Origin of the sequence: Tistlia consotensis USBA 355, assembly GCF_900177295.1 — a bacterium.
Lineage (GTDB): Bacteria > Pseudomonadota > Alphaproteobacteria > Kiloniellales > DSM-21159 > Tistlia > Tistlia consotensis.
Genome location: NZ_FWZX01000026.1, coordinates 14,804 through 40,108, shown reverse-complemented (window position 1 = coordinate 40,108; position 25,305 = coordinate 14,804). Strand labels below are relative to the sequence as shown.

The following is a 25,305-nucleotide window of genomic DNA, read 5'->3' as shown; positions in this document are numbered from 1 at the left end:
GCACCGATATCCGGCCGGTGGCTCTCTGTGCCGGCCGTGCCGGCATGGGAAGATCGAGCCTGAGGGCGTGGTGGATCAGCGTCGGGAGCCGCAGCCCTCCGGAGGTCCCTGCTACAACGAGCGACTTCCCTGTTCCGGGGGGCGAGATTCCCTGTTCCGCTGTCTGGGGAACTCGCCGAAAAATCCAATATTTCCGTAGTTTATCAATCGATCGGTTCCGGGGAATGCCCGCGAGCGGTCGATATTGCCTCCAAATTCCCTGTTCATCAGGGAACTTCCCCCGGAGACGAGTTCGCACCAGACTGCGCCCACCACCATCGTGGTTCCCCCTTCCAGTGACGATTGCCGGATGTGGCGACCCTAAGGCGCGACCTTGAACAGGACGTCGGAATCGCGGGCGAAGGTGGCGAGGAGGGGCAGGGCGGCGGCGCCGATCGAGCGGGCGTCGCGGCCGACCGAGCCCTCGACGATCGCGGCGTCGGTCAGGCCCTGGCGGTCGAGGGCGGCGAAGCGCCGGCGGGTGCGCTCGACCAGGCGGCCGCGGACCTCGGCCGGGAAGGCGCCGTCGACGACCACCGCCTCGAAGTCGATCACCGAGAGGATCGCGGCGACGGCCTGGGCGAGGCCGTCGGCCGCCTCGTCGATCCAGGCCTCGAGCGGGGCCGCGAAGTCCGACCAGTCGTCGGGCGAGGCCCAGATCGCCGTGCCGGCGCGGCCGGCCGCGATCAGCCGCCGCTCGAGCCGGTAGATCGAGGCCGAGCGGATCAGCTGCTGCAGGGCCGGGCCGGCTTCGCCGTCGCGCCGCAGCACCGGCATCGAGCCGAGCGCGCCGGCGTTGCCGCTGCGGCCCGGAAAGAGCGTGCCGTTGAGCACGATGCCGCCGCCGATGAAGGCGCCGACGTAGAGGTAGGCGAAGTCGCGATAGGCGCTGCCCTGGCCGAAGGTCAGCTCGGCGGCGCAGGCCGAGGTGGCGTCGTTGGCGAGGCGCACCGGCCAGGGCGCCACCAGCCGGGACAGCTCGGCGGCGATGTCGAAGCGGCGCCAGTCGCCGAGCGTCCCCGGGACCATGCCGAGCTCGGCCTCCCAGTTCCACAGCTCGAAGGGCATGGCGACGCCGAGCCCGGTGATCCGGTCCCGCTGCCGCGCGTCGAGCGTGCCGGCCAGCTCCGGCAGGTTGCCGGCGGCGAAGCCGAGCAGCGCGGCCGGCACGGGATAGGCGTAGGTGATGCGGCGCCGGGCCCGGATGCCGGCGACGAAGTCCATCAGCATCAGGTCGCAGCTGCGCCGGCCGATCATCATGCCGAGGCCGAAGGCGCCCTCGGGATTGAGCGAATAGGGCACGGCCGGCTGGCCGATGCGCCCGCGCTGCCGCTCGCCCGGAAGCAGCAGGCCATCGGCCTCGAGCCGGTTGATCACCACCGTCGTGGTCTGGGTCGAGAGGCCGGTCAGCCGCGCGATCTCGACCTTGGTCAGGCTGCGGTGCCGGCGGATCAGCGAGAGGATCAGGCGCTCGTTGTAGAGGCGGACGCCGCTCTGGCTGCTGCCGCGGCCATCCGGCGAGGGCGTCGCCGCGGTCTCGTCCGGCGCCCCGGAGGACGCGGTGTCTGCCATCGCCTCGCTCTCCCAGGCCGTCGCCCGAAGGCCGGCGCCGCCGCAACGCCCGGACCGGAGGCGAGCATGGGCGGAGCGGCAGGGGCTGTCAATTATTATATCCGCCTGATTTAATAATTGACAGCGACCAAGGGTTGCTGTCTCATTCTGGCTGGGCAACGGACGATGCAGGCGCGCAGCCGCACGATCCGGGCGCGGGAGACAAGAGGGGGACAACCCCTCACCCGCGGGACTGCCCGAGGGAGGAGAGCATGCGCCGGACGCTCCGGAATCCCGTGGAATCTGCCGTCGCCGCCATCGGCGGCTCTGCCCAATCCTGCGTGACCCGGTCCTGCTCGACCCGGTCCTGCCCGACCGCCGCCGGGCGCGCGCCGTCCGTCGCGGCCGGGAACCCGCAAGATCGCCCGAAGAAATCCTGGGAGGAACAGATGAGAAGGCTTGCCTGCGCCCTGATCGGCGCGACCGCGCTGCTCGCCGTCCAGCAGGCGGCGGCGGCGACGAAACTGACCATCGCCACGGTCAACAACGGCGACATGATCCGGATGCAGAAGCTGACGGACGACTTCACCGCCAGGAACCCCGGCATCGAGCTCGACTGGGTGACGATGGAGGAGAACGTCCTGCGCCAGAAGGTGACGACCGACATCGCGACCAAGGGCGGGCAGTACGACATCATGACCATCGGCACCTACGAGGTGCCGATCTGGGCCAAGCAGGGCTGGCTGGTGCCGCTCGACAACCTCGGCCCGAGCTACGACGTCGACGACCTGCTGCCCTCGATCCGCAACGGCCTGTCGCTCGGCGGCAAGCTCTACGCCGCGCCCTTCTACGGCGAGAGCTCGATGACGATGTACCGCGAGGACCTGTTCGAGAAGGCGGGCCTGACGATGCCCGAGGCGCCGAGCTGGGACTTCATCGCCGAGGCGGCGCGCAAGATCACCGACAAGGCCCACGAGGTCTACGGCATCTGCCTGCGCGGCAAGGCCGGCTGGGGCGAGAACATGGCCTTCCTGACGGCCATGTCCAACTCCTTCGGCGCGCGCTGGTTCGACATGAAGTGGCAGCCGCAGTTCGACGGCAAGGCCTGGAAGGACACGCTGAAGTTCTATGTCGACCTGATGCACGACGCCGGCCCTCCGGGCGCCTCGTCGAACGGCTTCAACGAGAACCTCGCGCTGTTCCAGTCGGGCAAGTGCGGCATGTGGATCGACGCCACCGTCGCCGCCTCCTTCGTGAGCGACCCCAAGGAATCCAAGGTCGCCGACAAGGTCGGCTTCGCCCTGGCGCCGGACCGCGGCCTCGGCAAGCGGGCCAACTGGCTGTGGGCCTGGTCGCTGGCGATCCCCAGCGGCTCCAACAAGAAGGCCGCGGCCGAGAAGTTCATCGCCTGGGCGACCTCGAAGGACTACCTGAAGCTGGTCGCCAGCAAGGACGGCTGGGCCAACGTGCCGCCGGGCACCCGCAAGTCGCTCTACGACAACCCGGCCTACCGGAAGGCGGCGGCCTTCGCCGACATGACCCTGAAGTCGATCCAGGCGGCCGACCCGACCCATCCGACGGTCGACCCGGTGCCCTATGTCGGCGTGCAGTTCGTGGCGATCCCGCAGTTCCAGGGCATCGGCACGGCGGTCGGGCAGCAGTTCTCGGCGGCGCTGGCCGGCACGACCTCGGTCGACCAGGCGCTGAAGAACGCCCAGGCCCTGACCGAGCGGGAGATGAAGCGGGGCGGCTACATCAAGTAGCGGAACCTCCCCCCTGGGGTCGCCCGGCGGCCGTCGTCGGCGCCGGGCGACCCCTCCTTTCCCGAAGTCGCCGCCCGCTACGTCCTGCCCGTCGCTTCCTGTCGGAAGGGGATCGCCGCCATGGCCACCCTGCACACCCGGACCACCGCGCGCTTCATGCTGTCGCCGGCCGTGCTGCTGCTGCTGGTCTGGATGATCGTGCCGCTGGGCATGACGCTCTACTTCTCGTTCCTGCGCTACAACCTGCTGATGCCGGGCATGGAAGCCTTCGCCGGCATCGAGAACTACCAGTTCTTCCTGACCGACCCGGCCTTCATGGACGCGCTGGTCAACACCCTGCTGCTGGTCGGCGGCGTGCTGCTGATCACGGTCGTCGGCGGCGTGTTCCTGGCCCTGCTGATCGACCAGCCCTTCTGGGGCCAGGGCATCGTGCGCCTGCTGGTGATCTCGCCGTTCTTCGTCATGCCGACGGTCTCGGCCCTGGTCTGGAAGAACATGTTCATGCACCCGGTCAACGGGCTGTTCGCCTGGGTCGCGCGCGGCTTCGGCCTGGCGCCGATCGACTGGCTGGCCAGCGTGCCGCTGCTCTCGATCGTCATCATCGTCGCCTGGGGCTGGCTGCCCTTCGCCACGCTGATCATCCTCACGGCCCTCCAGTCGCTCGACCAGGAGCAGAAGGAGGCCGCCGAGATGGACGGCGCCGGGGCGCTGTCGATCTTCGCCTACATCACCCTGCCGCACCTGGCGCGGGCGCTGACCGTGGTGGTGCTGATCGAGACGATCTTCCTGCTCTCGGTCTTTGCCGAGATCCTGGTCACGACCAACGGCGGCCCGGGCACCGCGAGCACCAACATCCCCTACCTGATCTATGCGCAGGCGCTGCTGCAGTACGACATCGGCGGCGCCTCGGCGGGCGGCGTCGTGGCGATCGTGCTGGCCAACATCGTCGCCGTCTTCCTGATCCGCATGATCGGCAAGAACCTGGAGGCCTGAGACCATGGCCCGTGCCGTCACCCGCAGGCGCAAGCTCGCCTTCACCCTCGTCGGCTGGACGATCGGCCTGACCCTGTTCTTCCCGATCCTCTGGGCCATCCTGACCAGCTTCAAGAGCGAGGGCGAGGCGATCGCCTCGCCGCCGTCCTTCCTGTTCTTCCACTGGACGCTGGAGAACTACGCCGAGGTGCAGGCCCGCTCGGACTACCTGCTGTACGCGCTGAACTCGGTGGTCATCTCGCTCGGCTCGACCGGCCTCGGCCTGCTGGTCGCGATCCCGGCGGCCTGGTCGATGGCCTTCGCGCCGAGCAAGCGCACCAAGGACATCCTGATGTGGATGCTCTCGACCAAGATGCTGCCGCCGGTCGGCGTGCTGGTGCCGATCTACCTGCTGTTCCGCGACTTCGGCCTGCTCGACACGCGCGGCGGCCTGGTCGCCGTGCTGATGCTGATGAACCTGCCGATCATCGTCTGGATGCTCTACACCTACTTCAAGGAGATCCCGGGCGAGATCCTGGAGGCGGCGCGCATGGACGGCGCCACCTTGGCCAAGGAGATCGTCCACGTGCTGGCGCCGATGGCGGTGCCGGGCATCGCCTCGACCGTGCTGCTCAACATCATCCTGGCCTGGAACGAGGCCTTCTGGACGCTGAACCTGACGGCCTCCGACGCCGCCCCGCTCAGCGCCTTCATCGCCTCCTACTCCAGCCCGGAAGGGCTGTTCTGGGCGAAGCTCTCGGCGGCTTCGACCCTGGCCATCGCACCGATCCTGGTGATGGGCTGGTTCAGCCAGAAGCAGCTGGTGCGCGGCCTCACCTTCGGCGCGGTCAAGTAGAGGGGGGACGGACGGATGGGTGCCATCACGCTCGACAAGGTGACCAAGGCCTTCGGGACCATGGCGGTGATCCCGGGTGTCGACCTGGAGATCGCCGACGGCGAGTTCGTCGTCTTCGTCGGCCCTTCGGGCTGCGGCAAGTCGACCCTGCTGCGCCTGATCGCCGGGCTGGAGGACGTGACCTCCGGCGCGATCCGCATCGACGGCAGCGACGCGACCCGCGTCGCGCCGGCCCGCCGGCGCCTCGCCATGGTCTTCCAGTCCTACGCGCTCTATCCGCACATGAGCGTCTACAACAACATCGCCTTCCCGCTGAAGATGGCCGGGCAGGACAAGGCGACGATCCGGCGGAAGGTCGAGGGCGCCGCCAGGATCCTCAACCTGACCGACTACCTGGAGCGCCGGCCCGGCCAGCTGTCCGGCGGCCAGCGCCAGCGCGTCGCGATCGGCCGCGCGATCGTCCGCGAGCCGGCGGCCTTCCTGTTCGACGAGCCGCTGTCCAACCTCGACGCGGCGCTCCGGGTCAACATGCGGCTCGAGATCAGCGAGCTGCACCAGTCGCTCAAGACGACGATGATCTACGTCACCCACGACCAGGTCGAGGCCATGACGATGGCCGACAAGATCGTCGTGCTCAACGCCGGCCGGATCGAGCAGGTCGGCTCGCCGCTCGAGCTCTACAACCGGCCGGCCAACGTCTTCGTCGCCGGCTTCATCGGCTCGCCGAAGATGAACCTGCTGGAGGGCGCGGCCGCCGAGCGCCACGGCGCCGCGACGATCGGCATCCGGCCGGAGCACCTCGAGGTCTCGACCGGCGCGGGCGGCGAGTGGTCCGGGGTGGTCGGCGTCGTCGAGCACCTCGGCTCCGACACCTTCCTGCACGTCCAGGTCGAGGGCCTCGGCCCGGTGACCGCGCGGGTCGGCGGCGAGCTTGACATCCGGCACGGCAGCCGCGTCTGGCTGACCCCGCCGCCGGAACGGCTCCACCGCTTCGGCGCGGACGGGCAGGCGATCCGGCAGGCGGCGTGACGGACGGGTTTCGGGAAGGACGGGCCGCGCGGCGGCCGCACGGGCAGTGGAGAAGGCCATGTATCTGGAGAAGTTCAGGGTTCCCGGCAGGGTCGCGCTGGTCACCGGCGGCGGGCGGGCGATCGGCCTCGGCTGCGTCGAGGCCCTGGCCGAGGCGGGCGCCAAGGTGGTGATCGCCGACGTCGACGCCGGCACCGCCGAGAGCGGCCGCGACGCCATGAAGGCCAGGGGCTACGAGGTCGAGATCGCGCTGCTGGACGTGACCAGGCCCGACCAGGTGACGGCCGTCGCCGACGAGCTGGTCGGCCGGCACGGCGGCATCGACATCCTGGTCAACAACGCCGGCATCGCGCGCTCCGAGACGCCGGCCGAGACGGTGACCGACGAGCACTGGCTGAACGTCATCGACGTCAACCTCAACGGCGTCTTCTGGTGCTGCCGCGCCTTCGGCCGGCACATGCTGGAGCGGCGCTCGGGCGCCATCGTCAACATCGGCTCGATGTCCGGCTTCATCGTCAACCGGCCCCAGGAGCAGAGCTACTACAACGCCTCCAAGGCCGCGGTGCACCAGTTGACGAAGTCGCTGGCCGCCGAGTGGGGCGGCCGCGGCGTGCGCGTCAACGCCGTCGCGCCGACCTACATCGCGACCCCGCTCAACGACTTCGTGAAGTCTCGCCCCGACATGCTGCAGGAGTGGCTGCACGGCACGCCGATGGGCCGGCTCGGCGAGATCGAGGAGGTCGCCTCGGTGGTGCTGTTCCTGGCCAGCGACGCCGCCAGCCTGATGACCGGCTCCGTCGTGCTGGTCGACGGCGGCTACACCTGCTGGTGAGGCGCAAGGGAGCCTCACCGACATGAAGCGTCTCGCCGGCAAGCGGGCCCTGGTCACCGGCGCCGCCCGCGGCATCGGGCTCGCGATCGCCGCCGCCTACCTCCGCGAGGGCGCCGGGGTCGCGCTCGCCGACATCGACATCGCGCGTGCTGGGCGGGCGGCGGAAGAGCTCGGCCCGGGCGCCCAGGCCCTGCATCTCGACGTCACCGACCAGGCGAGCATCGAGGCGGCGATGGCCGAGCTGGCGGCCGACGGCGGCCTCGACATCCTGGTCAACAACGCCGCCCTGTTCGACGCCGCGCCGGTCGTCGAGATCACGCGGTCGAGCTACGAGCGGCTCTTCGCGGTCAACGTCGCGGGCGCGCTCTTCACCCTGCAGGCCGCGGCGAAGCTGATGATCGCCCAGGGCCGCGGCGGCCGGATCATCAACATGGCGAGCCAGGCCGGGCGGCGCGGCGAGGCGCTGGTCGCGGTCTACTGCGCGACCAAGGCGGCGGTCATCAGCCTGACCCAGTCGGCCGGCCTCGACCTGATCAGGCACCGCATCAACGTCAACGCCATCGCCCCCGGCGTCGTCGAGGGCGAGCACTGGGACGGCGTCGACGCGCTCTTCGCCAAGTACGAGGGCCTGCCGCCCGGCGAGAAGAAGCGGCGGGTCGGCGCCGCGGTGCCCTACGGCCGCATGGGCCGGGCCGAGGACCTGACCGGCATGGCCGTGTTCCTGGCCAGCGCCGAGGCCGACTACATCGTCGCCCAGACCTACAACGTCGACGGCGGCAACTGGATGAGCTGAGCCGGCGGTTCGACAGCGTCGCCTCAGGCCGGCTACCATGCCGCGGAAGTCGAGGCCACGGAGACTCCCGATGCAGAGAACGAACCGGCTGTTCGCCGACGCCCTGCTGTCGGCGGTCTTCCTGATTGCCGGCATTCTGGCGGCCGAGGCGCTCGCCCCGGGGCGCGATGTTGCCGCTGCCTGGACCGTCCCCGCGATCCTCGTTGCGGCCCTGCAGCCGGCGCTCTGGAGCCGGGTGAGCTGCCCGCGGCCGGCGCGCGCCGCCGCCGTCGCGCTGGCCTCGCTGGTCGCCCTCATGATCTATGGCGCGCTGGTCTTCTTCGACCTGGCGACGCTGTTCGCGCCGGACCCGCGTGTGCCCTGGTACCTCGGCTGGGCCGGCAACCTGCTGGCGCCGCTCGCCGCCGCCGTCGAGAGCCTGCGGCTCCTGCACCGCTTCGCCCGTGCCGCCCTCGGCGTCGACCTGTCCGGCGAGGCCGTCTCGCCCCGGGCCATGCTGCAGAGCTGGAAAGGTCGGACGGCGCGGCGGACCTGGTTCGGCTAGGCGGTGGTGGCAAGGCATCCGGCAATGGACGGGCAGGAGCGAGGCATGAGCGACGGGGCCCTGGTGCTGTTCTCCGGCGGGCAGGATTCGACGACCTGCCTCGCCTGGGCGCTGGAGCGCTTCGAGCGGGTCGAGACGCTCGGCTTCGACTACGGCCAGCGCCATCGCGTCGAGCTCGACTGCCGCGCCGCGCTGCGCGCCGGCCTGGCCGCGCTCGATCCGCGCTGGGCCGGGCGCCTGGGCGAGGACCACACGGTCGATCTCGCGGCGCTCGGCGCGCTCTCGGAGACCGGCCTGACCCGCACGGTCGCGATCGAGATGGGCGAGGGCGGGCTGCCCAACACCTTTGTGCCGGGCCGCAACCTGATCTTCCTCTGCTTCGCCGCCGCGCTCGCCTACCGGCGCGGCCTGAAGCGGATCGTCGGCGGCATGTGCGAGACCGACTACTCTGGCTATCCCGACTGCCGCGACGACACGATCAAGGCCCTGCAGGTCGCGCTCAACCTCGGCATGGAGCGGCGCTTCGTGCTGGAGACGCCGCTGATGTGGCTCGACAAGGCGGCGACCTGGCGGCTCGCCGACAGCCTGGGCGGCGCGGCCCTGGTCGAGCTGATCGTGCGCAACAGCCACACCTGCTACCGCGGCGAGCGCGGCCAGCTCCACGACTGGGGCCACGGCTGCGGTAGCTGCCCGGCCTGCGAGCTGCGCGCCCGCGGCTTCGCGGCCTGGCGGGCGGGGTGAGGGCGCAGAGCGCTGAGGCATTCTCCGCCGACGCCCCCCGATTCGCTTCATCCTGAGCTTGTCGAAGGGTGGAGCGAATACGGCACGGGCAGAGCCGAATGGCTTCACCCTTCGACAAGCTCAGGATGAAGCCATTGGGGGAGGAGCATAAGCCCCTCCTACAGCCAGTCCTTGCGGCGGAACAGCAGGTAGAGGCCGACGCCGATCGCGATCAGCAGGGCGGTGACGATCCAGAAGGCGTCGCTGTCGCCGGTGCCCGGGATGCCGCCGACGTTGATGCCGAGCAGGCCGGTCAGCAGGCCGAGCGGCAGGAAGATTGCGGCGATTGCGGTCAGCACGAAGCTCTGGCGGTTCATCGTCTCGGCGCGGCGGTCGGCGAGCTGCTCGGCGACGATCCCGGCGCGGTCGCGGATCGCCTCCAGGTCCTCGACGTAGCGGCTGACCCGGTCGGTCGCCTCGCGCAGCTGGTTGCGCACCCGCTCCGGCACCCAGTCGAGCGGCTGGGCGACCAGGCGGGCCAGGGCGTCGCGCTGCGGCGTCACGTAGCGGCGCAGGGTGATCGCCTTGCGCCGGATCTCGGCGACCTTCCGCCGCTCGGGCAGGCTGTCGCCGGCGGCGGCGTCCTCCAGGTCGTCGACCGCCTCGCCGAGGTCGAGGATCGTCGGCTCCATGCGGTCGGTCAGGCGCAGCGCCAGGGTCGCGACCAGCCCGACCGGCGTCTTCGGGCCCCGGCCCGCCTCGAGCTCCGCGACCGTGTCCTCGACCGCCTTGAGGCTGCGCAGCCGCACGCTGACCACCAGCCGCTCCGAGATCCACAGGCGGATCGAGACCATGTCCTCGGCGTCCTGGCCGGGGTTGAGGTTGACGCCGCGCAGGTTGAGCAGGATGCCCTCGCCGAAGGGCTCACAGCGCGGCCGGGTCTCCCGTGCCGTCAGGGCCTCGACGACCAGCGGGTCGAGGCCGCTGGCGTCGGCCAGCCAGGGCTGCGGGCGGCCGGCGACCCGCTGCAGGTGGATCCAGCGGAAGCCCGCGGAGAAGGGTGCGTCGGCGCGGGTCGCCAGGACTGCGGCCCAGTCGAGGGCGGTGGCGTGGCCCTCGCCGTCGAAGGCGAAGGCCGCGGCGAGCGTGCTGGCGTCGTCGCTGCTGTCCGACATGCTTGGTTTCCCGCGATGGCTTCCCGGCGCCCCGCCATCCTGCAGCGCTTCGCGGGCCGCGTCGACGCCGGGCAGCGGGCCGGCGCGCCTACTTGTAGGCGACGGCGGCGCTCGACGGCCCGGCCAGCGGGATCACCTCGAAACGCCGGAAGCCGGCCTCCCGGCACCAGCCGGCGAAGTCGGCGCCGCTGTAGTCGAAGCCCTCGCCGGTCTCCATCAGCATGTTGAGCGACATCAGCAGGCCGAAGGCGTTCTCGCGCCGGGCGTCGTCGATCAGCGCCTCGATCACAACGAAGGCGCCGCCCTTGGGCAGGGCCTCGTAGGCCTTGCGGATCAGGAGCTTCTTCTTCTCCAGGTTCCAGTCGTGGAGGATCATGCCCATCGTGATGACGTCGGCCTTGGGCAGCGGCCCGGCAAAGAAGTCGCCGCTGGCCACGGCGACCCGATCGGCGAGGCCGGCCTTGTCGATGCGCTTTTGCGCGATCGGCGCGACCGGCGGCAGGTCGAAGCTGCTGCAGGCGAGGTGCGGGTGCGCGGCGGCGACCGTGCAGGCCAGCAGGGCGGTGGCGCCGCCGACGTCGCACAGCGTCTTGTAGCGCGAGAAGTCGAACTTCGCGGCGAGCGCCCTGACGTTGCCGAAGGAGGCGCCGGCCATGGCGTTGAGGAACTGCTCGAGCAGCTCGGGAGAGGCATAGAGCGTCTCGAAGATCGACGTGCCGGTGTGCTTGACCTCGTTCTGCGCCAGGCCGGTCTTGAGACCCTCGGTGAGGTCGGCCCAGTGCCGGAACAGCCGCGCGTTGGCCATCTCCAGCAGGCCGCCGACGTAGGCCGGGCCGTTGCGGTCGAGGAAGAGCGCGCCCTCGGCCGTGTTCGAGTAGCGGGCCTCCGGCCCGTCGCCCCTGCGCTCCAGCACCTTGAGCGCGACCAGCGCGTCGGGGAAGTCGGGGACCGCCCGCGGGCTCAGGCCCAGGGCCTGCCCGATCTCCGGGGCGGTCATCGGCCGCCTGGCGAGCTCCGTGAAGAGCCCCAGCTCGACGGCCGAGAGCAGGGTCTTCGAAGCCAGGAACCCCATGCCCAGCTGCATGATCTGCGACGGGTCGGGTTCGGTCATCAGGGACTCCAGTTCTGTTTGCCGCCGCTCAGAAGGGGCGGTCGGGGAAGGTCACGGTCTCGCCCGGCAGGCGCGGGCCCAGCAGGACGTTCTCGTGGTAGGTCGAGAGGATCCTGCGCCGGCCGAGCACGTTGGCCTCGGTCAGGCCCGGCTCGGGCAGCGGCTCGGGCGCGAAGTGGCCCCAGCGGTCCCGCCCGCGGACCAGCTGGCCGGAGCCCCGGCCGACGTCCTGGCGGGCCGCCGCCGGCGTGAAGTCGTAGAGCAGGGCCATGCGGCGCGTCGTGCCGCGGTTCGGCGCCGAGCCGTGCACCAGGTTGCAGTGGAAGATCACGGCCTCGCCCGGCCCCAGCTGGAAGTCGACGGCCTGGCTCTCGTCGACCTCGAGCACGCGCGCGACCAGGCGCCTGCGCTGGCCGGGGCCCTCGGTCAGCGAGAAGGGGCGGATCCGGTCGTGGCTGCCGGGCAGGCCCCTCAGGCCGCCGTTCCCGGGCGTCGCCGGCGACAGCGCGACGTAGGCGATGACGAAGGCCGGCTCGACCCTGATGCGCGCGCCGTCCTGGTGCCAGCCGTAGTCGACCGGCGAGCCGGGGCTCTTGTTCCGGTAGACCGCGTTGGTCATCAGGATGTCCGGGCCGATCAGGTCCTCGACGGCGTCGAGCAGGCGCGCGTGGCAGCCCAGGCGGTAGACCCAGTCGAGCAGCAGGTTCGCCTTGATGTCGAAGGCCCAGGCGACGTCCTGCGGCCGCTCGGCCTCGAAGGCCTCGGTCCGGGCCACCAGCTCGGCGACCTCGGCCGGCGCCAGCACGGGGATGCCGGTGACGTAGCCGTCCCGGCGGAAGCCCGCGATCTGGTCCTCGCTCAAACGGATACCCATGGCGCCTCCCGAAGCGTCGCCCCCGAGGCGGCAGGCCCGCCGGCGCCGACATGCTGCCAAAGGCCGGCCCCGCGGGCGAGCGGATTTGCGTCGCGCGGCGGGACATTGTGCGACGCACCATCCCGGCGATTGCACCGGCCGCCGTCTTGCGCGTCAATAGGGGCCGGGCAGCAGAAGGGCAGGGCGATGGAGCGACTTCCGGGTTACCGCCACCTCGATCTCCGGCCGGTCGCCGAGGGCTTCGGCGCCGAGGTCGTGGACCTCGACTTCGGCCGGCCGCTCGGCGAGCCGGTCTGGCAGGAGATCGTCCGGGCCTTCCACGAGCAGCGCCTGCTGCTGTTCCGCGGCCAGGAGCTGGCGCCTGAGCAGATCGTCGCCGCCAGCCGGCGCTTCGGCCGGCCCGAGGCGCACATCGATTCGAGCAACCTGCTGGAGGGCCACCCCGAGATCATCAAGATCGGCAACCTCAAGGTCGACGGCGTGATGCGCTCGCTCTTCGTCAACGCGCGCGAGGAGTGGCACTTCGACTATTCCTACGTCCCGACGCCCTCGATCGGCGCGCTCTTCTATGCCGTCGCGATCCCGCCCGAAGGCGGCGACACCCTCTTCGCCGACTCGACGGCGGCCTTCGAGGCCCTGGACGAGGCCGAGAAGCGGCGGCTGCGCGGCCTGACGACGGTGCATTCCTGGGCGCACTTCCACCTGCAGCTCGAGGCCATGGACCCGACCCGCAAGCCGCTGTCGGAAGACGCGCTGGCCAAGTACCCGCCGGTGCGCCAGCCGCTGGTCCACCGCCACCCGGTGACCGGCCGCGAGTCGCTCTGGCTCTGTCCGCAGGTCATCGTCGAGATCGAGGGCCTGGCGCCGGACGAGAGCCGCGCGCTGCTGGAGCGGCTGCAGGCCCATGCGATCCAGCCGCGCTTCTTCCACCGCCACCGCTGGCGCGAGAAGGACCTGGCGATCTGGGACAACCGCGCCCTGCTGCACAGCGCGACGGTCTTCGACCACGAGCGCCACCTGCGCCTGCTCTGGCGCACGACCATCCTGGCCGAGGCCCCGGCGGCGGCCTGAGCACCACGAACGAGAAGGACTGCGACCTTGGAGATTCCCGCAGCCTGGCGGGCGACGCCCGCCGGCAAGACCCGCCTGCGCGGCCTGGGCATCGCGCCCGAGGGCCGGCCCGGCCCCTGCAACGCGATCACCGACGTCGCCGGCGTCGAGCTCGGCTACACGACGCTGATCGAGGGCGAGGGGCCGCTGGAGATCGGCAAGGGGCCGGTGCGCACCGGCGTCACCGCGATCCTGCCGCGCGGCCGCGAGGGCGCCTGGGAGCCGGTGCTGGCCGGCCTCTCCTCCTTCAACGGCAACGGCGAGCTGACCGGCTCGCACTGGATCGAGGAGAGCGGCCAGCTCGACGGTGCCGTCACGATCACCAACACCCACTCGGTCGGCGTCGCCCGCGACGCCGCGACCCGCTGGCTGCGCCGCACCTGGGGCCACAAGGTCAACCTCTGGGCCCTGCCGGTCGCCGCCGAGACCTTCGACGGCGAGCTCAACGACATCGACGGCCACCACGTCACCGAGGCCCACGTCCTCGCGGCGATCGAGGGCGCGCGGGGCGGCCCCATCGAGCTTGGCTCGGTCGGCGGCGGCACCGGCATGATCACCTACGAGTTCAAGGCCGGCTGCGGCTCGGCCTCGCGCGAGGTCGAGCTGGCCGGCCGGACCTGGACCGTCGGGGTCTTCGTGCAGTCGAACTTCGGCCTGCGCCGCGAGTTCCGGCCCTTCGGCGTGCCGCTCGGCCGCTCGATCCGCGGCGACGAGATCCGCTCCGGCCGCTCGATGGGTTCGATCATCGGCGTGATTGCGACCGACCTGCCGCTGCTGCCGCTGCAGCTCAAGCGCCTGGCCCGGCGCATGCCGATGGGCGTGGCGCGCACCGGCGGCTTCGGCCACAACGGCTCGGGCGACATCTTCCTCGCCTTCTCGACCGGCAACCGTCTGCCGACCGCGCCGGAGGGCGGGCTGCACAGCGCGGCCTGGCTGCCCCAGGACGCCATCGACCCGGTCTTCGAGGCCGTCGTCCAGGCGACCGAGGAGGCGATCCTCGATTCGATGGTCGCCAACGAGACCCTGGTCGGCCGCGACGGCAACCGCGCCATCGCGCTGCCGCACGAGGCGCTGGCGGGGCTGCGCGACGCCGTGTGAGGGCCGCTCAGGCCGCCGACTCCCGCTCCAGCAGCCTGCGCTTGCGCTCGACGCCCCAGCGGTAGCCGGAGAGCGCGCCGTCGGTCCGCACCACCCGGTGGCAGGGGATCGCGACGGCCAGGCTGTTGGCGGCGCAGGCGCCGGCGACGGCGCGCACGGCCTTCGGGTCGCCGATGCGCTCGGCGATCTCGGCGTAGCTCGCGGTGCTGCCGGCCGGGATCTCGCGCAGGGCCTGCCAGACGCGGCGCTGGAAGGCCGTGCCGCGAACGTCGAGCGGCAGGTCGAGGCCGAGCCCCGGCGCCTCGACGAAGCCGATGACCCGGGCGACCAGCGCCTCGAAATCCGGGTCGCCGCCGATCAGCTCGGCCTTGGGGAAGCGGTCCTGCAGCTCGCGGGCCAGGGCGTCGGGGTCGTCGCCCAACAGGATCGCGCAGACGCCCTTGGCGCTGCAGGCGACCAGGATCGAGCCGAGCGAGCACTCGCCGACCGCGAAGCGGATCTCGGCCGCGGTGCCGCCGGCGCGGAAGGCGCTCGGCGTCATGCCGAGCACGGCGTTCGAGTTCTCGTAGAAGCGGCTGTTGGAGTTGAAGCCGGCGTCGTAGATCGCCTCGGTGACGCTGCCCTTGCCGGCCGTCAGGTTCGCGCGCACGCGCCGGCTGCGCTCGGCGGCGGCGTAGGCCTTGGGCGTGACGCCGGTCACCGACCTGAACAGGCGGTGGAAGTGGAAGGGGCTGAGGCCGGCGGCCTCCGCCAGGGCCTCCAGGCTCGGCGGCTCCTCGGCCGCCTCGATGCGCCGGCAGGCCTCGGCGACCAGTGCGGCGCGCTGCTCGGCGAGCGGGGCCTCGTTCGGCCTGCAGCGCTTGCAGGCCCGGAAGCCGGCGCGCTCGGCGGCCTCGGGGCTGTCGTGGAAGGCGACGTTCTGCGGCTTCGCGCGGCGCGAGGGGCAGCTCGGCCGGCAGTAGACGCCGGTCGTCCGGACCGAGAAGACGAAGCGGCCGTCGAAGGCGCTGTCGCGGGCCACCATCGCGGCCCAGCGCGGGTCCTGCTCGGTCGGGATCGGGGCGGCCTTCCGGCTGGCGGGGGTCATGGCTCGGTTCTCCGTTGTATCCTGTCCCCTCAAGATGGGGCAGCGGCGGTGCGCCTGCACTCCGCCGCTTGCTGCCGAATCCTCCGCCGTACCCCCTTCATCGTCATCCCCGCGAAGGCGGGGATCCAGAGCGGCCTGCTCCGAGTCTGGGGCCCTGGATTCCCGCCTTCGCGGGAATGACGGGAGACGGGAGCATCACAGCTCAGAGCGCCCGGCGCAGGGTCAGGTTGATGCGCTGCCGCCCCAGCCTGGGGTGCGCGCCCTCCTTCAGCGCCAGGATGCCGTGGTGGTTGAGGCGCGAGGCGCCGCCCCAGACGACGACGTCGCCGTGGCCGAGCGCGATCTTGCGTACCGGGTCGCTGCGCTTCGGGCCGCCGAACTGGAAGGTCGCCGGCAGGCCGAGCGAGACCGAGACGATCGGGTAACTGGTGTCGCGCTCGTCGCGGTCCTGGTGCAGGGAGAGGCGGGCGCCCGGCTCGTAGCGGTTGACCAGGCAGGCGTCGGGCGCGAAGCCGGGATAGCCGGCCTCGGCCGCGGCGGCCTCGGCCAGCTCCCGGAAGGCCTCGGGCAGGTCCGGCCAGGGCCGGCCGCTCTCCGGATCCTCGGCCTGGTAGCGGTAGCCGCGCCGGTCGGTGACCCAGCCGGCCGTCCCGCAGTTGGTCATGGCGGCCGACATGGTGAAGCCCCCGGGGGTGACCATGCGACGGAAGGGGGCGATCTCGGCGACCGCCTCGACGGCGGCGAGCAGCGCCTCGGCGCGGGGCAGGGCGAAGCCGCGCAGCAGCAGGGCGCCCGGCGCGAAGGCCTCCCGCGCCGGCGCGCGCTGCCCGAAGAGATCCGCCATCGGCAGGGTCGCGCCGGCGGCCATCGCTCAGCCCAGGCGCTCGATCAGCGCCATGGCCCCTGCCGGATTGCGGACCTTGCAGCCGCCGATCAGGTAGAGGAAGACCTCGCGCGGTTCCGCCTGCTTGGCCGGGCCGGCAACGGCCTGCAGGTCGTCCGGCACGCCGCCGGCCGCGTAGGTCCTGGCGCGCTCGGCCCAGCGGTCGAGGGCCGCCTCGGAATAGCCCTTCGGCTCCGCCTCGCTGGTGCCCATGATCCGGAGATAGACGAAGGGCGCGGTCACGTCGGCGATCGTCGGATGGGGCGAGTCGGCGGCGGTGATGATCGCGACGCCGTACTTGCGGGCCAGGGCGACGAAGGCCGGGACGGCGAAGGAGTCGTGGCGCACCTCGACGGCGTGGCGGAGGACCCGGCCCTCGACCTCCTTCGGCAGCAGCGCCAGGAAGGCCTCGAAGTCCTCGGCATCGAACTTCTTGGTCGCCATGAACTGCCAGTTGATCGGGCCGAGCTTGTCCTTCAGCTCCAGCAGGCCGCTGGTCAGGAAGCGCTCGACCGACTCGCCGGCCTCGGCCAGCACCCGCCGGTTGGTCGCGAAGCGCGGGCCCTTGAGCGCGAAGACGAAGCCGTCCGGCGTCTCGTCGCGCCACTTGGCGAAGCTCGCCGGCTTCTGCGAGCCGTAGTAGGTGCCGTTGACCTCGATCGAGGTCAGCCTGGACGCCGCGTACTCCAGCTCGCGCTTCTGCGGCAGGCCCTCGGGGTAGAAGGGGCCGCGCCAGGGCTCGAAGGTCCAGCCGCCGATGCCGACCCTGACCTTCCGCTGCGATGTCTCCGCCATGGACGCCTGCTCCTTCCTGCCCGCTGCTCGGGCTAGAGATAGCGATTCCGGCGGCGCGCTTCACCCCGCCTCTTGCGGTTGATGGGAAGCGTCGCTTGAGAGCGTTGCTGCCGAGCCCGCACGCCCCTCGACAGGCTCGGGACGAAGCAACCATCGGAGTTCCCTCGGATTCCGCTTCATCCCGAGCCTGTCGAGGGATGTGGAAGCACCGGCTCTGCCGGCGGCGGCGGGAAGCGGTCGAGGAAGGTGCGGGCGCGCGGCAGGGCGTCGTGCAGGAACTGCCCGGGCTCGCGCAGCCAGAGACCCTTCCAGGTCCGCGACTTCGCCTCCGAGACCAGCACCTCGGCCGGCAGCTCGACGAGGCTCGCGTCCCAGCCGGGCCACCAGCGCCGGGCCTTGCGGAAGCTGTGGGCGAGATAGCGCTCGCGCCCGCTGTAGCCGTGGTAGTCGAAGACCCAGCGCTCGGTCGCGACGACGATGTGGTTGCCCGTGAAGCCAGGTGCGGGCCTGAACCAGAGGGGCCGCATCGCCGGGGTGCCGTAGCGCTCCAGGAAGGCCCAGGCCAGCACGTGGCAGGCGCCGCAGGCGAAGAACACCCGGTCCGGCAGGCTCCAGCGCTTGACCGGATCCTTCTTCGAGTAGCCGGGTGTCCTGGGCTGGTACATCGCGCTTCGCCCCTCGCCTCCGTCTTCTGCCTCCGTCTCTGCGGCCATCCTCGGACGGCGGTCGCGAGTCGGGAAGCCCTCGACGCCTAGCGCGCCGTCCGGCGGCGGCCGAGGCCGGTGGCGATCGCGATGCCGGCCAGCACGGCGGCGAGGCCGAGCAGCAGGTCGGCGCCGATCGGCTCGCCGAGCAGCAGCAGGCCGACCAGCGAGGCGGTGACCGGATTGACCGTCACCGAGATGGCGACGAGGGTCGGCGTGGTCCGGCGCAGGGCGAAGGCCCAGAGGAAGAAGATCGCGGCGCCGCAGACCGCGGCGAGGTAGCCGCAGGCGATCCACTGACCGGTCCCGAGCCCGGCGAGGCGGTGCAGCCCGCCCTCGGCCGCGGAGAGCAGGAGCAGGCAGAGCGCGCCGGCCGCCATGGCGGCGGCGGTGAAGGGGACCGGCCCCGAGCGCGCAATCACCGGGCGCGACCAGACGCTGTAGAGCGCCATGCAGAAGGCGGCCGCGACCATCAGCAGGTCGCCGCGCCAGGCGCTGGCCGGCGCCGTCTTCAGCCCGGCGGCGAGCGCCACGGCGACGCCGGCCATGGCGACCAGCACGCCGGCCAGCTTGCGGGCGCTGAGCGGCTCGACCCCCAGCAGGGCGGCGACCGCCAGGGTCAGCAGCGGCAGGGTCGAGAGCGCCAGCGCGCCGCGCGCCGCCGTGGTCTCGGCGAGGGCGGCGTTGAACAGCACCGGGAAGAGGCCGAAGAACAGCAGCCCCAGGCCGAGCGCGGCCGGCAGGTCGCGCCGGGCCGGCCAGGGATCGCGGCGCAGCAGCGCGAGCGGCAGCAGCAGCAGGAAGCCGCCGCCGAAGCGCAGCGCCCCGATGGTCACGGGGTCGAGCGCCCCGGCGAGATAGCGCGTCGCGCCGACCGCCGTGCCGCCGAGCGCGCTCGACAGCATCGCCGCGGCCACCCCCAGAGCTTCCATCCTCGCCGTCGCCCTCCTGCTGCGACCGGCAGTCCTAGCGCCGGACGGTCACGCAGAGAATCGAATAAGGTCAATGGGGCTGATAGGCTTCTGCAATGACCGTACGGACCCTCGATCCCGAACTGCTGCGCGCCTTCGTCGCCGTCGCCGAGCGCCTCTCCTTCACGCGGGCGGCGGAAGGGCTGCACCGCAGCCAGGCGACGGTCAGCCTGCAGGTCAAGCGGCTCGAGGCCCGGCTCGGCGTCGCGCTGTTCCGGCGCTCGACGACGCGGGTCGAGCTGACCGCGGCCGGCATCGGCTTCCTGGCCGACGCCCGGCGCATCCTGGCGATGAACGAGGCGGCGCTGGCCCGGCTCGACGGCCAGCGGCTGGCCGGGCAGGTGCGCATCGGCGTCATGGAGGACTACGGCACGCGCCTGCTGCCGCCGCTGCTCGCCAAGGCCGCCGAGCGCTTCCCGCTGGTCCGGGTCGAGGTCGAGATCGGCCTGACCGCGCGCATGGTCGGGCGCCTGGGCCGCGACTTCGACCTGGTGATCGCGATGCACCCCGAGGGCGAGGCGGAGGGCGAGCTGCTGGCCCGCGAGACGCCGCTCTGGGTCGCGGCCGAGGGCCACGCCGCGGAGGCGATCGAGCCGCTGCCGGTCGCGCTCTCCAATCCCGACTGCCTGTTCCGCGCCTGGGCGCTGGCGGCGCTGGAGCGGGGCGGCCGGCCCTGGCGCCTCGCCTACGTCAGCGCCAGCCTGGCGGCGATCGAGGCGCTGGTCCGCCAGGGCCTGGCGGTCACGGTGGTCAAGGGCAGCCTGCCGGCGCCGGGCCTGCGGGCCCTGCCGGCCGGCGGGCGCCTGCCGGCGCTGCCCGGTGCCGAGATCCGCCTGCACCGCGCGCCCGGCCTCGATGCGCCGGGCGCCTCGATCGCCGACCACCTGGCCGAGGGGCTGCGACGGCGCGCGGCCGGCTGATCAGGGCTCGCGGACCGGCGGCAGGACGACCCCGGCGAAGGGCGTCGGGCCGAGCGGCCCCCTGTGCAGCTCGACGACGTTCGGGTCGCCGGGGCGGGTCGGGAAGAGCTCGAGCACCCGCTCGTCGTGGCCCGGCACCACCAGGTTCGGGTCGTCGGTCAGCTCGAACAGGCGGTCCAGGCCGTTCAGGTACTCGGGCAGCGAGCAGTGGTCCGGGAAGGGGTTCTTCTCGGCCGCCGACTCGTAGAAGTGCGTGGCGTCGGAGGCGATCACCAGCCGGCCGGCCGCGGTCTCGACGCGCACGACCTGCAGGCCGTTGGTATGGCCGCCGATCAGGTGCAGCGAGACGCCGGGCGCCAGCAGCCGGTCGCCCTCGACCGGATAGAGGCGCCCGGCGTAGAGCGTGCGCACGACCTCGGTCACGTCCTCGACGTCGAAGGCCTTGCGGCAGACCTGGTGGCGCATCGCCGGGCCGGCGGCGTAGGTCAGCTCGCGCGCCTGCACCACGAAGGTCGCGTTCGGGAAGCAGGCGAGCGTGCCGGCGTGGTCGTAGTGCAGGTGGGTCAGCACCACCGTGCCGATCTCCTCGGGCGCGACGCCGACGGCCTTCAGGGCCTCGACCGGGTGGCGCAGCAGCGTGCGGCGGCGCCTGGCTGCCGCCGCCTCGCCGAAGCCGGTGTCGACCAGGATCAGCCCCTGCGGATGGCGGATCAGCCAGAGGAAGTAGGAGATCGGGTGCGGCCCCTCGTGCGGGTCGGCGTTGGGGGCGGCGTGCGGATTGCCGCCCGAGCCGAGCGGCAGCATGAAGTGCTCGCGTGCCGCGACCGCCGTCTCGGCGTACTTGATGGCCAGCACCTCGGTTGCGGTCTCGGCACTCATGAGCGTTCCTCCGCGGCCTCCAGGGCCTTGGCGAGCCAGGGCGCGAAGGCGCCCGGGTTCTCGATCATGGGGAAATGCCCGAGCTCGGGCATCACCTCGAAGTCGGCGGCCGGCACCGCCTCGGCGATCCGCCCGCTGTCCTCGGGCGAGGCGGAGTAGTCGTAGGCGCCGGTGCGCAGCACGACCGGCCGGCCGTTGCGGTTGAGGGCCTCGACCAGCTCGGCCGCGTCGAACTCCTCGGAATAGTACCTGAGGTCCTCGGCGTAGGTCCCGGGCCGCGCCTGCTGGTAGATGCCGCAGGCCTCGTCGCGGTGCGGCTTCGGGCTGCCGGGGGCGAGCAGGGCGCGCACCCAGGCGGGGTTGTGCCGGCCGGCGTGGACCCGGGCGTGGTCGAGGAAGGGCGTCAGGCGGCCCCGGGCCTTGAAGGGTGCCTCCAGGGCGATGGCGGCGGCGACCAGGTCCGGCGCCTTCGCCGCCAGGGTCAGGGCCATGGCCGCGCCCGCCGAGCAGCCGACGACGATCGGCGGCGCCTCGCAGAAGGCCTCGATCGCCGCCTTGCACCAGGCGAGGTAGCGCCCGCCGGTCGCCTGCCAGGCGCTGGCCCGGCCGCCGAACTCGCCTTCCAGGCCGGAGCCGCCGTGGCCCGGCAGGTCGAAGGCGACCATCCGATAGCGCGCGGCCAGCGCCGGGTCGCCGAGCTGGTAGAGCCACTGCCGGGAGTCGGCGCCGGCGGTGTGCAGGAACAGCACCGGCCGGCCGCTGCCCGCCGTCGTGACGCGGATCTGCGCCGGCCCCCGCGCGTCGACGCCGACCGCCTTCAGGCCGCTCTCCAGGCCGGAGAGGTCGAAGCCGGCCGGCAGGTTCGGCTCGGCCGGCGGCGCGACCGCGATCTCGACCAGCCGCTCCAGCGGCGCCAGCAGCTGGGCCTCGGTCAGCGGGCTCTCGACCGTGATCTCGAAGGCCGGGTTGAAGCGCCGGATCGCCCCGAAGGACTGCCAGCCGCGCGGATACGGGCCGGACAGCAGCTGCTGCCAGGCGGCGGCCTCGGCGCGGATCAGCAGGACCGGCGTGCCGCCGCCGAGGCGCGGCGCTTCGCCGAGCGTCAGGCGGCGCTCGACGGCGCCGGCCTGGAAGGCGAGCGTCGCCTCCAGGCCTTGCGACAGCGTCGCCAGCTCGGGGTCGGCCGCGCAGCGCTCCAGCCAGCCGTCGAGCCGGCTATCGAGGGACCGGACGGGCACTCAATGCCGCTCCAGCCACTCGAAGACCCGGGTGTGGTCGGCGCCGGGCGGCAGGCTCGCGCCGGCCTGGTCGAGCAGGGCGATGACGTCCTTCAGCAGCGGCTCGTCGAGCCCCAGCTCCTTGCTGAGATCGGCGGCGGCGCGCACGTCCTTCTGCATCAGCGCGAAGGCGAAGCCGGCGTCGAAGCGGCGGTTCAGGACGAACTGCTTCAGCTTGTTCTCGGTCGAGTTGTTGCGGCCGGTCGAGACGTTGAGCACCTCGACGATGGTCTCCGGCGCCAGGCCGAACGTCTCGCCGACGATCAGCGCCTCGCAGGCCGCGACCAGGCCGGCCGCCGAGACGTAGTTGTTGAGCGCCTTCATGGCGTGGCCGTTGCCGAGCGCCCCGACCCTGAGCACCTTGCCCATGTGGCCGAGCAGCGGCTCGGCGCGCGCAACCTCGGCTTCGGGCCCGCCGGCCATGATCGCCAGCGAGCCGGTCCTGGCGCGCGGCACGCCGCCGGAGATCGGGGCGTCGACCAGCCCCAGGCCGCGCTCCGCCAGCTCCTCGCCGAGCCGGCGCGTCGCCAGCGGGTAGGAGGAGCTCATGTCGACGACCAGGTCGCCCTTCGACAGCGCCTGCGCGAAGCCGCCCGCGCCGAGCGCCGCCTCGCGGACGATCTCGGCGGTCGGCAGCATGGTGACGACCAGGCCGCAGTCGCGGCCGACCTGCTCCAGGCTGTCGGCGAGCGGCACGCCGGCCTCGGCGGCGCGCTCGCGCGCCGTCTCCGAGACGTCGTAGCCGAGCAGCGCCTGGCCGCCCTTCAGCAGGCAGCCGGCCATCGGCACCCCCATGGCGCCGAGGCCGACGAAACCGACGGTGCTGTCCCGCGGCATCAGGCCTTGGCCTCGGCGTCGTCGATCTCCTTGAAGACCTCGCGGGCGACGCGGAAGGCGTCGATGGCGGCCGGCACGCCGCAGTAGATCGCGACCTGCAGGAAGACCTCGCGGATGTCGGCGCGGTCGAGCCCGTTGTTGAGCGCGCCGCGGACATGCAGCTTCAGCTCGTGCGGGCGGTTGAGCGCGGAGATCATCGAGAGGTTGATGATCGAGCGGGTCTTGCGGTCCAGCGTGTCGCGGCCCCAGACCTCGCCCCAGCAGTACTGGGTGACCAGCTCCTGCAGCGGCTTGTTGAAGTCGTCGGCCATCGCGATCGACTTGTCGACGTACTCGCTGCCCAGGACCTCGCGCCTGATCTTCAGGCCCTTCTCGAACATCTCCTTGTCAGGCATCCGTTTCGCTCCTGTCTGTGGGGTCGTTGGCGTTGGGGTGGTTGGCGCCGGGTTGATTGGCGCGGGGAAGGTTGGGAACCTGCGCAAGAGCCGCCTCTGCGGCGCGGGCGACGTGGTCCTCGCAGGCCCGGCGCGCGCGCGCCGCGTCGCGGGCCAGGCAGGCCTCGACGACCTCGCGCATCTCGGCCTTGGTCTCGGCGAGCCGGCCCGGCCGCGACAGCGAGAGCCGCCGGTACTGCGAGATGCGGTTGTTCAGCCGGGTCAGGGAGTCGCTGATCACCGGGCTGTGGGAGCCCTCCAGCAGGGCCGCATAGAAGGCGTTCTTGACGGCGATCAGCCGCTCGATCGGATCGCCCTCCTCCAGCGAGAAGACCGGCGCGGCGGCGCCGCGCAGCTGCTCCAGCTCCTCGTCGCTGGCGCGCAGCGCGAAGGTCTCGCCGGCCAGCCCCTCCAGGCAGCCGCGCACCCGGTAGAGGTCGCGGACGTCCTGCTCGGTGACCCGCTCGACCGTCGGGCCGCGGTGCGCCTCGTGGCGCACCAGGCCCTCGGCCGAGAGCTGGCGCAGCGCCTCGCGCACCGGGCCGCGGCTGACCGCGAAGCGCTCGCAGAGGTCGCGCTCGACCAGCCGCGTCCCCGGCTCCAGCTCGCCGGCGATGATGACCCGCCGCAGGATCTCCACGATCTGGCCGCTGATGGAGGCCTGCTCGCGCCTGATGCGGATGTCCGTCGTCATGGGAGGAGTATTCTGATTGTAGGACAATCGGTCAATCCTATTGACAGCTTGTCGGCTCGCTTCCACCCTAGTCGTGCAGAACGCGGAAGAAAACGAACGCCGCCACGGGAGGAGCTACTATGGCCCAGAACACACGCTTTCCGGTAACCCGACGCAGCCTGCTCGCAGGCGGTGCGGCGGCCCTCGCGGCCCCTCTGGCCGCCCCCTTCGTCAGCCGCCTGGCGCGCGCCCAGGACCCGGTCAACGTCGGCGTCGTCGTGCCGCTGTCGGGCGCCAACGCGCAGTTCGGCATCAACTCGCGCAACGGCATCCAGCTGGTCGCCGACGAGATCAACAAGGCCGGCGGCATCAAGTCGCTGGGCGGCGCGCCGATCAACCTGGTGGTCGCCGACTCGACCTCGACCCCGGCGACCGCGGCCAGCGTCGCGCAGCGCATGATCTCGCAGAACCAGGTGGTCTCGGTGCTCGGCGCCTTCGCCTCCTCGCTGACCATCGCGATCTCCGAGGTCACCGAGCGCCGCCAGCTGCCGCTGCTGACCATGTCCTTCTCGGACATCATCACCGGCCGCGGCTTCAAGAACGTCTTCCAGGTCGTCAACAAGGCCTCGACGATCGGCGCCGCGCAGTTCGACTACACCATGGCGATCGCCAAGCGGCTCGGCGTCGACGCCAGCAAGGTCGCGATCCTCTACGAGGACACGGCCTACGGCACCAGCCAGTCCGAGGGCCTGCGCAAGGCCGCCAAGGACGCCGGCCTCGACATCGTCATGGACGAGGCCTACCCCCACGGCATCACCGACGTGACGCCGCTGATCAACAAGCTGCGCGGCTCCGGCGCGCAGATGGTCTTCCCGGTCTCCTACCTGAACGACAGCCTGCTGATCATCCGCACGATGCGCCAGCAGGGCCTGACCATCCCGGCGATCGGCGGCGCCGCCGGCTACGTCATCCCGGACTTCCACAAGGGCCTGGGCGAGCTCGCCGAGGGCGTGCTCTCGATCGCGCCGGCGAACTGGGACCTGGCGCCGGACTACACCGACCGTTTCAGGGAGCGCTTCGGCTACTTCATGGTCCACGAGGCCCTGGAGCATGCGGTCTGCATGGGCGTGCTGCGCGAGGCCCTGGAGAAGAGCGCCAGCCGCGACCCGCAGGCGGTGCGCGAGGCGCTCGCCACCGGCACCCACAACGAGGGCTGGTCCTCGGTGATGACCGGCGACGGCGTGCGCTTCGACGAGACCGGCCTCAACGCCAACGCCTTCCCGGTGATGGTGCAGTGGCGCGACGGCGAGCTGCGCACCGTGCATCCGGCGAAGGTCGCCAAGATCGAGCCGATCTGGTCGGTCAAGGCCGGTTGAGC

General features: G+C 72.0%; 26 protein-coding genes. 12 read left to right on the top strand and 14 right to left on the bottom strand.

Going from position 1 to position 25,305, the window contains the following annotated elements:
* Positions 1 to 360: 360 nt before the first annotated feature.
* On the bottom strand, positions 361 to 1,611 hold the full coding sequence (locus B9O00_RS24140) for an ROK family transcriptional regulator (protein ID WP_085125306.1): 1,251 nt from the start codon (positions 1,609 to 1,611) through the stop codon (positions 361 to 363).
* Positions 1,612 to 2,039: 428 nt separating this feature from the next.
* Here B9O00_RS24140 and B9O00_RS24130 point away from each other — a divergent pair, with 428 nt between their 5' ends.
* The 8 genes from B9O00_RS24130 (at position 2,040) to queC (ending at position 9,120) form a co-directional block, all read left to right on the top strand.
* Positions 2,040 to 3,353: an ABC transporter substrate-binding protein gene (locus B9O00_RS24130; protein ID WP_085125304.1), complete on the top strand. Its 1,314-nt coding sequence runs from the start codon at positions 2,040 to 2,042 to the stop codon at positions 3,351 to 3,353.
* Positions 3,354 to 3,473: 120 nt separating this feature from the next.
* Entirely contained in the window at positions 3,474 to 4,346 is an 873-nt protein-coding gene (locus B9O00_RS24125) for a carbohydrate ABC transporter permease (RefSeq protein WP_085125303.1), read from the top strand.
* Positions 4,347 to 4,350: 4 nt separating this feature from the next.
* Positions 4,351 to 5,181: a carbohydrate ABC transporter permease gene (locus tag B9O00_RS24120; protein ID WP_085125302.1), complete on the top strand. Its 831-nt coding sequence runs from the start codon at positions 4,351 to 4,353 to the stop codon at positions 5,179 to 5,181.
* A 15-nt stretch (positions 5,182 to 5,196) separates the two neighbouring features.
* Positions 5,197 to 6,210 carry an ABC transporter ATP-binding protein gene (locus B9O00_RS24115; protein ID WP_085125301.1) on the top strand — a complete coding sequence of 338 codons (1,014 nt, stop codon included), beginning with the start codon at positions 5,197 to 5,199 and terminating at the stop codon, positions 6,208 to 6,210.
* A 58-nt stretch (positions 6,211 to 6,268) separates the two neighbouring features.
* Positions 6,269 to 7,042, top strand: coding sequence for an SDR family NAD(P)-dependent oxidoreductase (locus tag B9O00_RS24110; protein ID WP_085125300.1), 774 nt, complete (start codon positions 6,269 to 6,271; stop codon positions 7,040 to 7,042).
* Positions 7,043 to 7,064: 22 nt separating this feature from the next.
* The gene (locus tag B9O00_RS24105) at positions 7,065 to 7,835 is read left to right on the top strand and encodes an L-iditol 2-dehydrogenase (protein ID WP_085125299.1); all 771 of its coding nucleotides are present in this window, start codon (positions 7,065 to 7,067) and stop codon (positions 7,833 to 7,835) included.
* Between the two features lie 70 nt (positions 7,836 to 7,905).
* Positions 7,906 to 8,379 (top strand): hypothetical protein, encoded by a 474-nt coding sequence (locus tag B9O00_RS24100; RefSeq protein WP_085125298.1) that lies wholly within the window; start codon positions 7,906 to 7,908, stop codon positions 8,377 to 8,379.
* Between the two features lie 45 nt (positions 8,380 to 8,424).
* Entirely contained in the window at positions 8,425 to 9,120 is a 696-nt protein-coding gene (queC, locus tag B9O00_RS24095; protein WP_089229796.1) for a 7-cyano-7-deazaguanine synthase QueC, read from the top strand.
* A gap of 158 nt (positions 9,121 to 9,278) precedes the next feature.
* Here queC and B9O00_RS24090 read toward each other — a convergent pair whose 3' ends face one another.
* The 3 genes from B9O00_RS24090 to B9O00_RS24080 form a co-directional block, all read right to left on the bottom strand.
* On the bottom strand, positions 9,279 to 10,274 hold the full coding sequence (locus tag B9O00_RS24090; RefSeq protein WP_085125296.1) for a zinc transporter ZntB: 996 nt from the start codon (positions 10,272 to 10,274) through the stop codon (positions 9,279 to 9,281).
* A gap of 88 nt (positions 10,275 to 10,362) precedes the next feature.
* Entirely contained in the window at positions 10,363 to 11,385 is a 1,023-nt protein-coding gene (locus B9O00_RS24085) for a methyltransferase (RefSeq protein WP_085125295.1), read from the bottom strand.
* A gap of 28 nt (positions 11,386 to 11,413) precedes the next feature.
* Complete coding sequence (locus B9O00_RS24080; RefSeq protein ID WP_085125294.1) at positions 11,414 to 12,259, bottom strand: phytanoyl-CoA dioxygenase family protein; 846 nt, start codon at positions 12,257 to 12,259, stop codon at positions 11,414 to 11,416.
* A gap of 186 nt (positions 12,260 to 12,445) precedes the next feature.
* On the opposite strand from B9O00_RS24080, the gene B9O00_RS24075 reads away from it, so the two are divergent.
* Complete coding sequence (locus B9O00_RS24075; protein ID WP_085125293.1) at positions 12,446 to 13,330, top strand: TauD/TfdA dioxygenase family protein; 885 nt, start codon at positions 12,446 to 12,448, stop codon at positions 13,328 to 13,330.
* Between the two features lie 27 nt (positions 13,331 to 13,357).
* Positions 13,358 to 14,467 carry a DmpA family aminopeptidase gene (locus B9O00_RS24070; protein ID WP_089229797.1) on the top strand — a complete coding sequence of 370 codons (1,110 nt, stop codon included), beginning with the start codon at positions 13,358 to 13,360 and terminating at the stop codon, positions 14,465 to 14,467.
* 7 nt (positions 14,468 to 14,474) lie between these two features.
* Here the strand turns inward: B9O00_RS24070 and ada are convergent, their stop codons facing one another.
* The 5 genes from ada to B9O00_RS24045 all read right to left on the bottom strand — a co-directional run bounded on the left by ada (position 14,475) and on the right by B9O00_RS24045 (position 18,868).
* The gene (gene ada, locus B9O00_RS24065) at positions 14,475 to 15,554 is read right to left on the bottom strand and encodes a bifunctional DNA-binding transcriptional regulator/O6-methylguanine-DNA methyltransferase Ada (protein WP_085125292.1); all 1,080 of its coding nucleotides are present in this window, start codon (positions 15,552 to 15,554) and stop codon (positions 14,475 to 14,477) included.
* A 202-nt stretch (positions 15,555 to 15,756) separates the two neighbouring features.
* On the bottom strand, positions 15,757 to 16,422 hold the full coding sequence (gene alkB / locus B9O00_RS24060) for a DNA oxidative demethylase AlkB (protein WP_437123433.1): 666 nt from the start codon (positions 16,420 to 16,422) through the stop codon (positions 15,757 to 15,759).
* A gap of 3 nt (positions 16,423 to 16,425) precedes the next feature.
* Positions 16,426 to 17,232: a DUF72 domain-containing protein gene (locus B9O00_RS24055; protein WP_085125291.1), complete on the bottom strand. Its 807-nt coding sequence runs from the start codon at positions 17,230 to 17,232 to the stop codon at positions 16,426 to 16,428.
* A gap of 176 nt (positions 17,233 to 17,408) precedes the next feature.
* On the bottom strand, positions 17,409 to 17,897 hold the full coding sequence (locus B9O00_RS24050; protein ID WP_085125290.1) for a hypothetical protein: 489 nt from the start codon (positions 17,895 to 17,897) through the stop codon (positions 17,409 to 17,411).
* A gap of 86 nt (positions 17,898 to 17,983) precedes the next feature.
* Complete coding sequence (locus tag B9O00_RS24045; protein ID WP_085125289.1) at positions 17,984 to 18,868, bottom strand: DMT family transporter; 885 nt, start codon at positions 18,866 to 18,868, stop codon at positions 17,984 to 17,986.
* 95 nt (positions 18,869 to 18,963) lie between these two features.
* Here B9O00_RS24045 and B9O00_RS24040 point away from each other — a divergent pair, with 95 nt between their 5' ends.
* On the top strand, positions 18,964 to 19,827 hold the full coding sequence (locus tag B9O00_RS24040; RefSeq protein ID WP_085125288.1) for a LysR substrate-binding domain-containing protein: 864 nt from the start codon (positions 18,964 to 18,966) through the stop codon (positions 19,825 to 19,827).
* On the opposite strand, the gene B9O00_RS24035 is transcribed toward B9O00_RS24040, so the two are convergent.
* Genes B9O00_RS24035 through B9O00_RS24015 form a run of 5 tightly spaced genes read right to left on the bottom strand, consistent with a single transcriptional unit; the run spans position 19,828 to position 23,948 of the window.
* The gene (locus tag B9O00_RS24035) at positions 19,828 to 20,706 is read right to left on the bottom strand and encodes an N-acyl homoserine lactonase family protein (protein ID WP_085125287.1); all 879 of its coding nucleotides are present in this window, start codon (positions 20,704 to 20,706) and stop codon (positions 19,828 to 19,830) included.
* A complete protein-coding gene (locus B9O00_RS24030; RefSeq protein ID WP_085125286.1) occupies positions 20,703 to 21,944 on the bottom strand; it encodes an alpha/beta fold hydrolase in 1,242 nt (413 codons plus the stop codon). The genes B9O00_RS24035 and B9O00_RS24030 overlap by 4 nt, the downstream gene beginning before the upstream one ends.
* A complete protein-coding gene (locus B9O00_RS24025) occupies positions 21,945 to 22,820 on the bottom strand; it encodes an NAD(P)-dependent oxidoreductase (RefSeq protein ID WP_085125285.1) in 876 nt (291 codons plus the stop codon).
* Positions 22,820 to 23,215 (bottom strand): 4-carboxymuconolactone decarboxylase, encoded by a 396-nt coding sequence (pcaC, locus tag B9O00_RS24020; protein ID WP_085125284.1) that lies wholly within the window; start codon positions 23,213 to 23,215, stop codon positions 22,820 to 22,822. The genes B9O00_RS24025 and pcaC overlap by 1 nt, the downstream gene beginning before the upstream one ends.
* Positions 23,208 to 23,948, bottom strand: a complete 741-nt coding sequence (locus tag B9O00_RS24015) for a GntR family transcriptional regulator (RefSeq protein WP_085125283.1) — start codon at positions 23,946 to 23,948, stop codon at positions 23,208 to 23,210. The genes pcaC and B9O00_RS24015 overlap by 8 nt, the downstream gene beginning before the upstream one ends.
* 119 nt (positions 23,949 to 24,067) lie before the next feature.
* Here B9O00_RS24015 and B9O00_RS24010 point away from each other — a divergent pair, with 119 nt between their 5' ends.
* The gene (locus B9O00_RS24010) at positions 24,068 to 25,303 is read left to right on the top strand and encodes an ABC transporter substrate-binding protein (RefSeq protein WP_085125282.1); all 1,236 of its coding nucleotides are present in this window, start codon (positions 24,068 to 24,070) and stop codon (positions 25,301 to 25,303) included.
* The last annotated feature ends 2 nt before the right edge of the window (positions 25,304 to 25,305 follow it).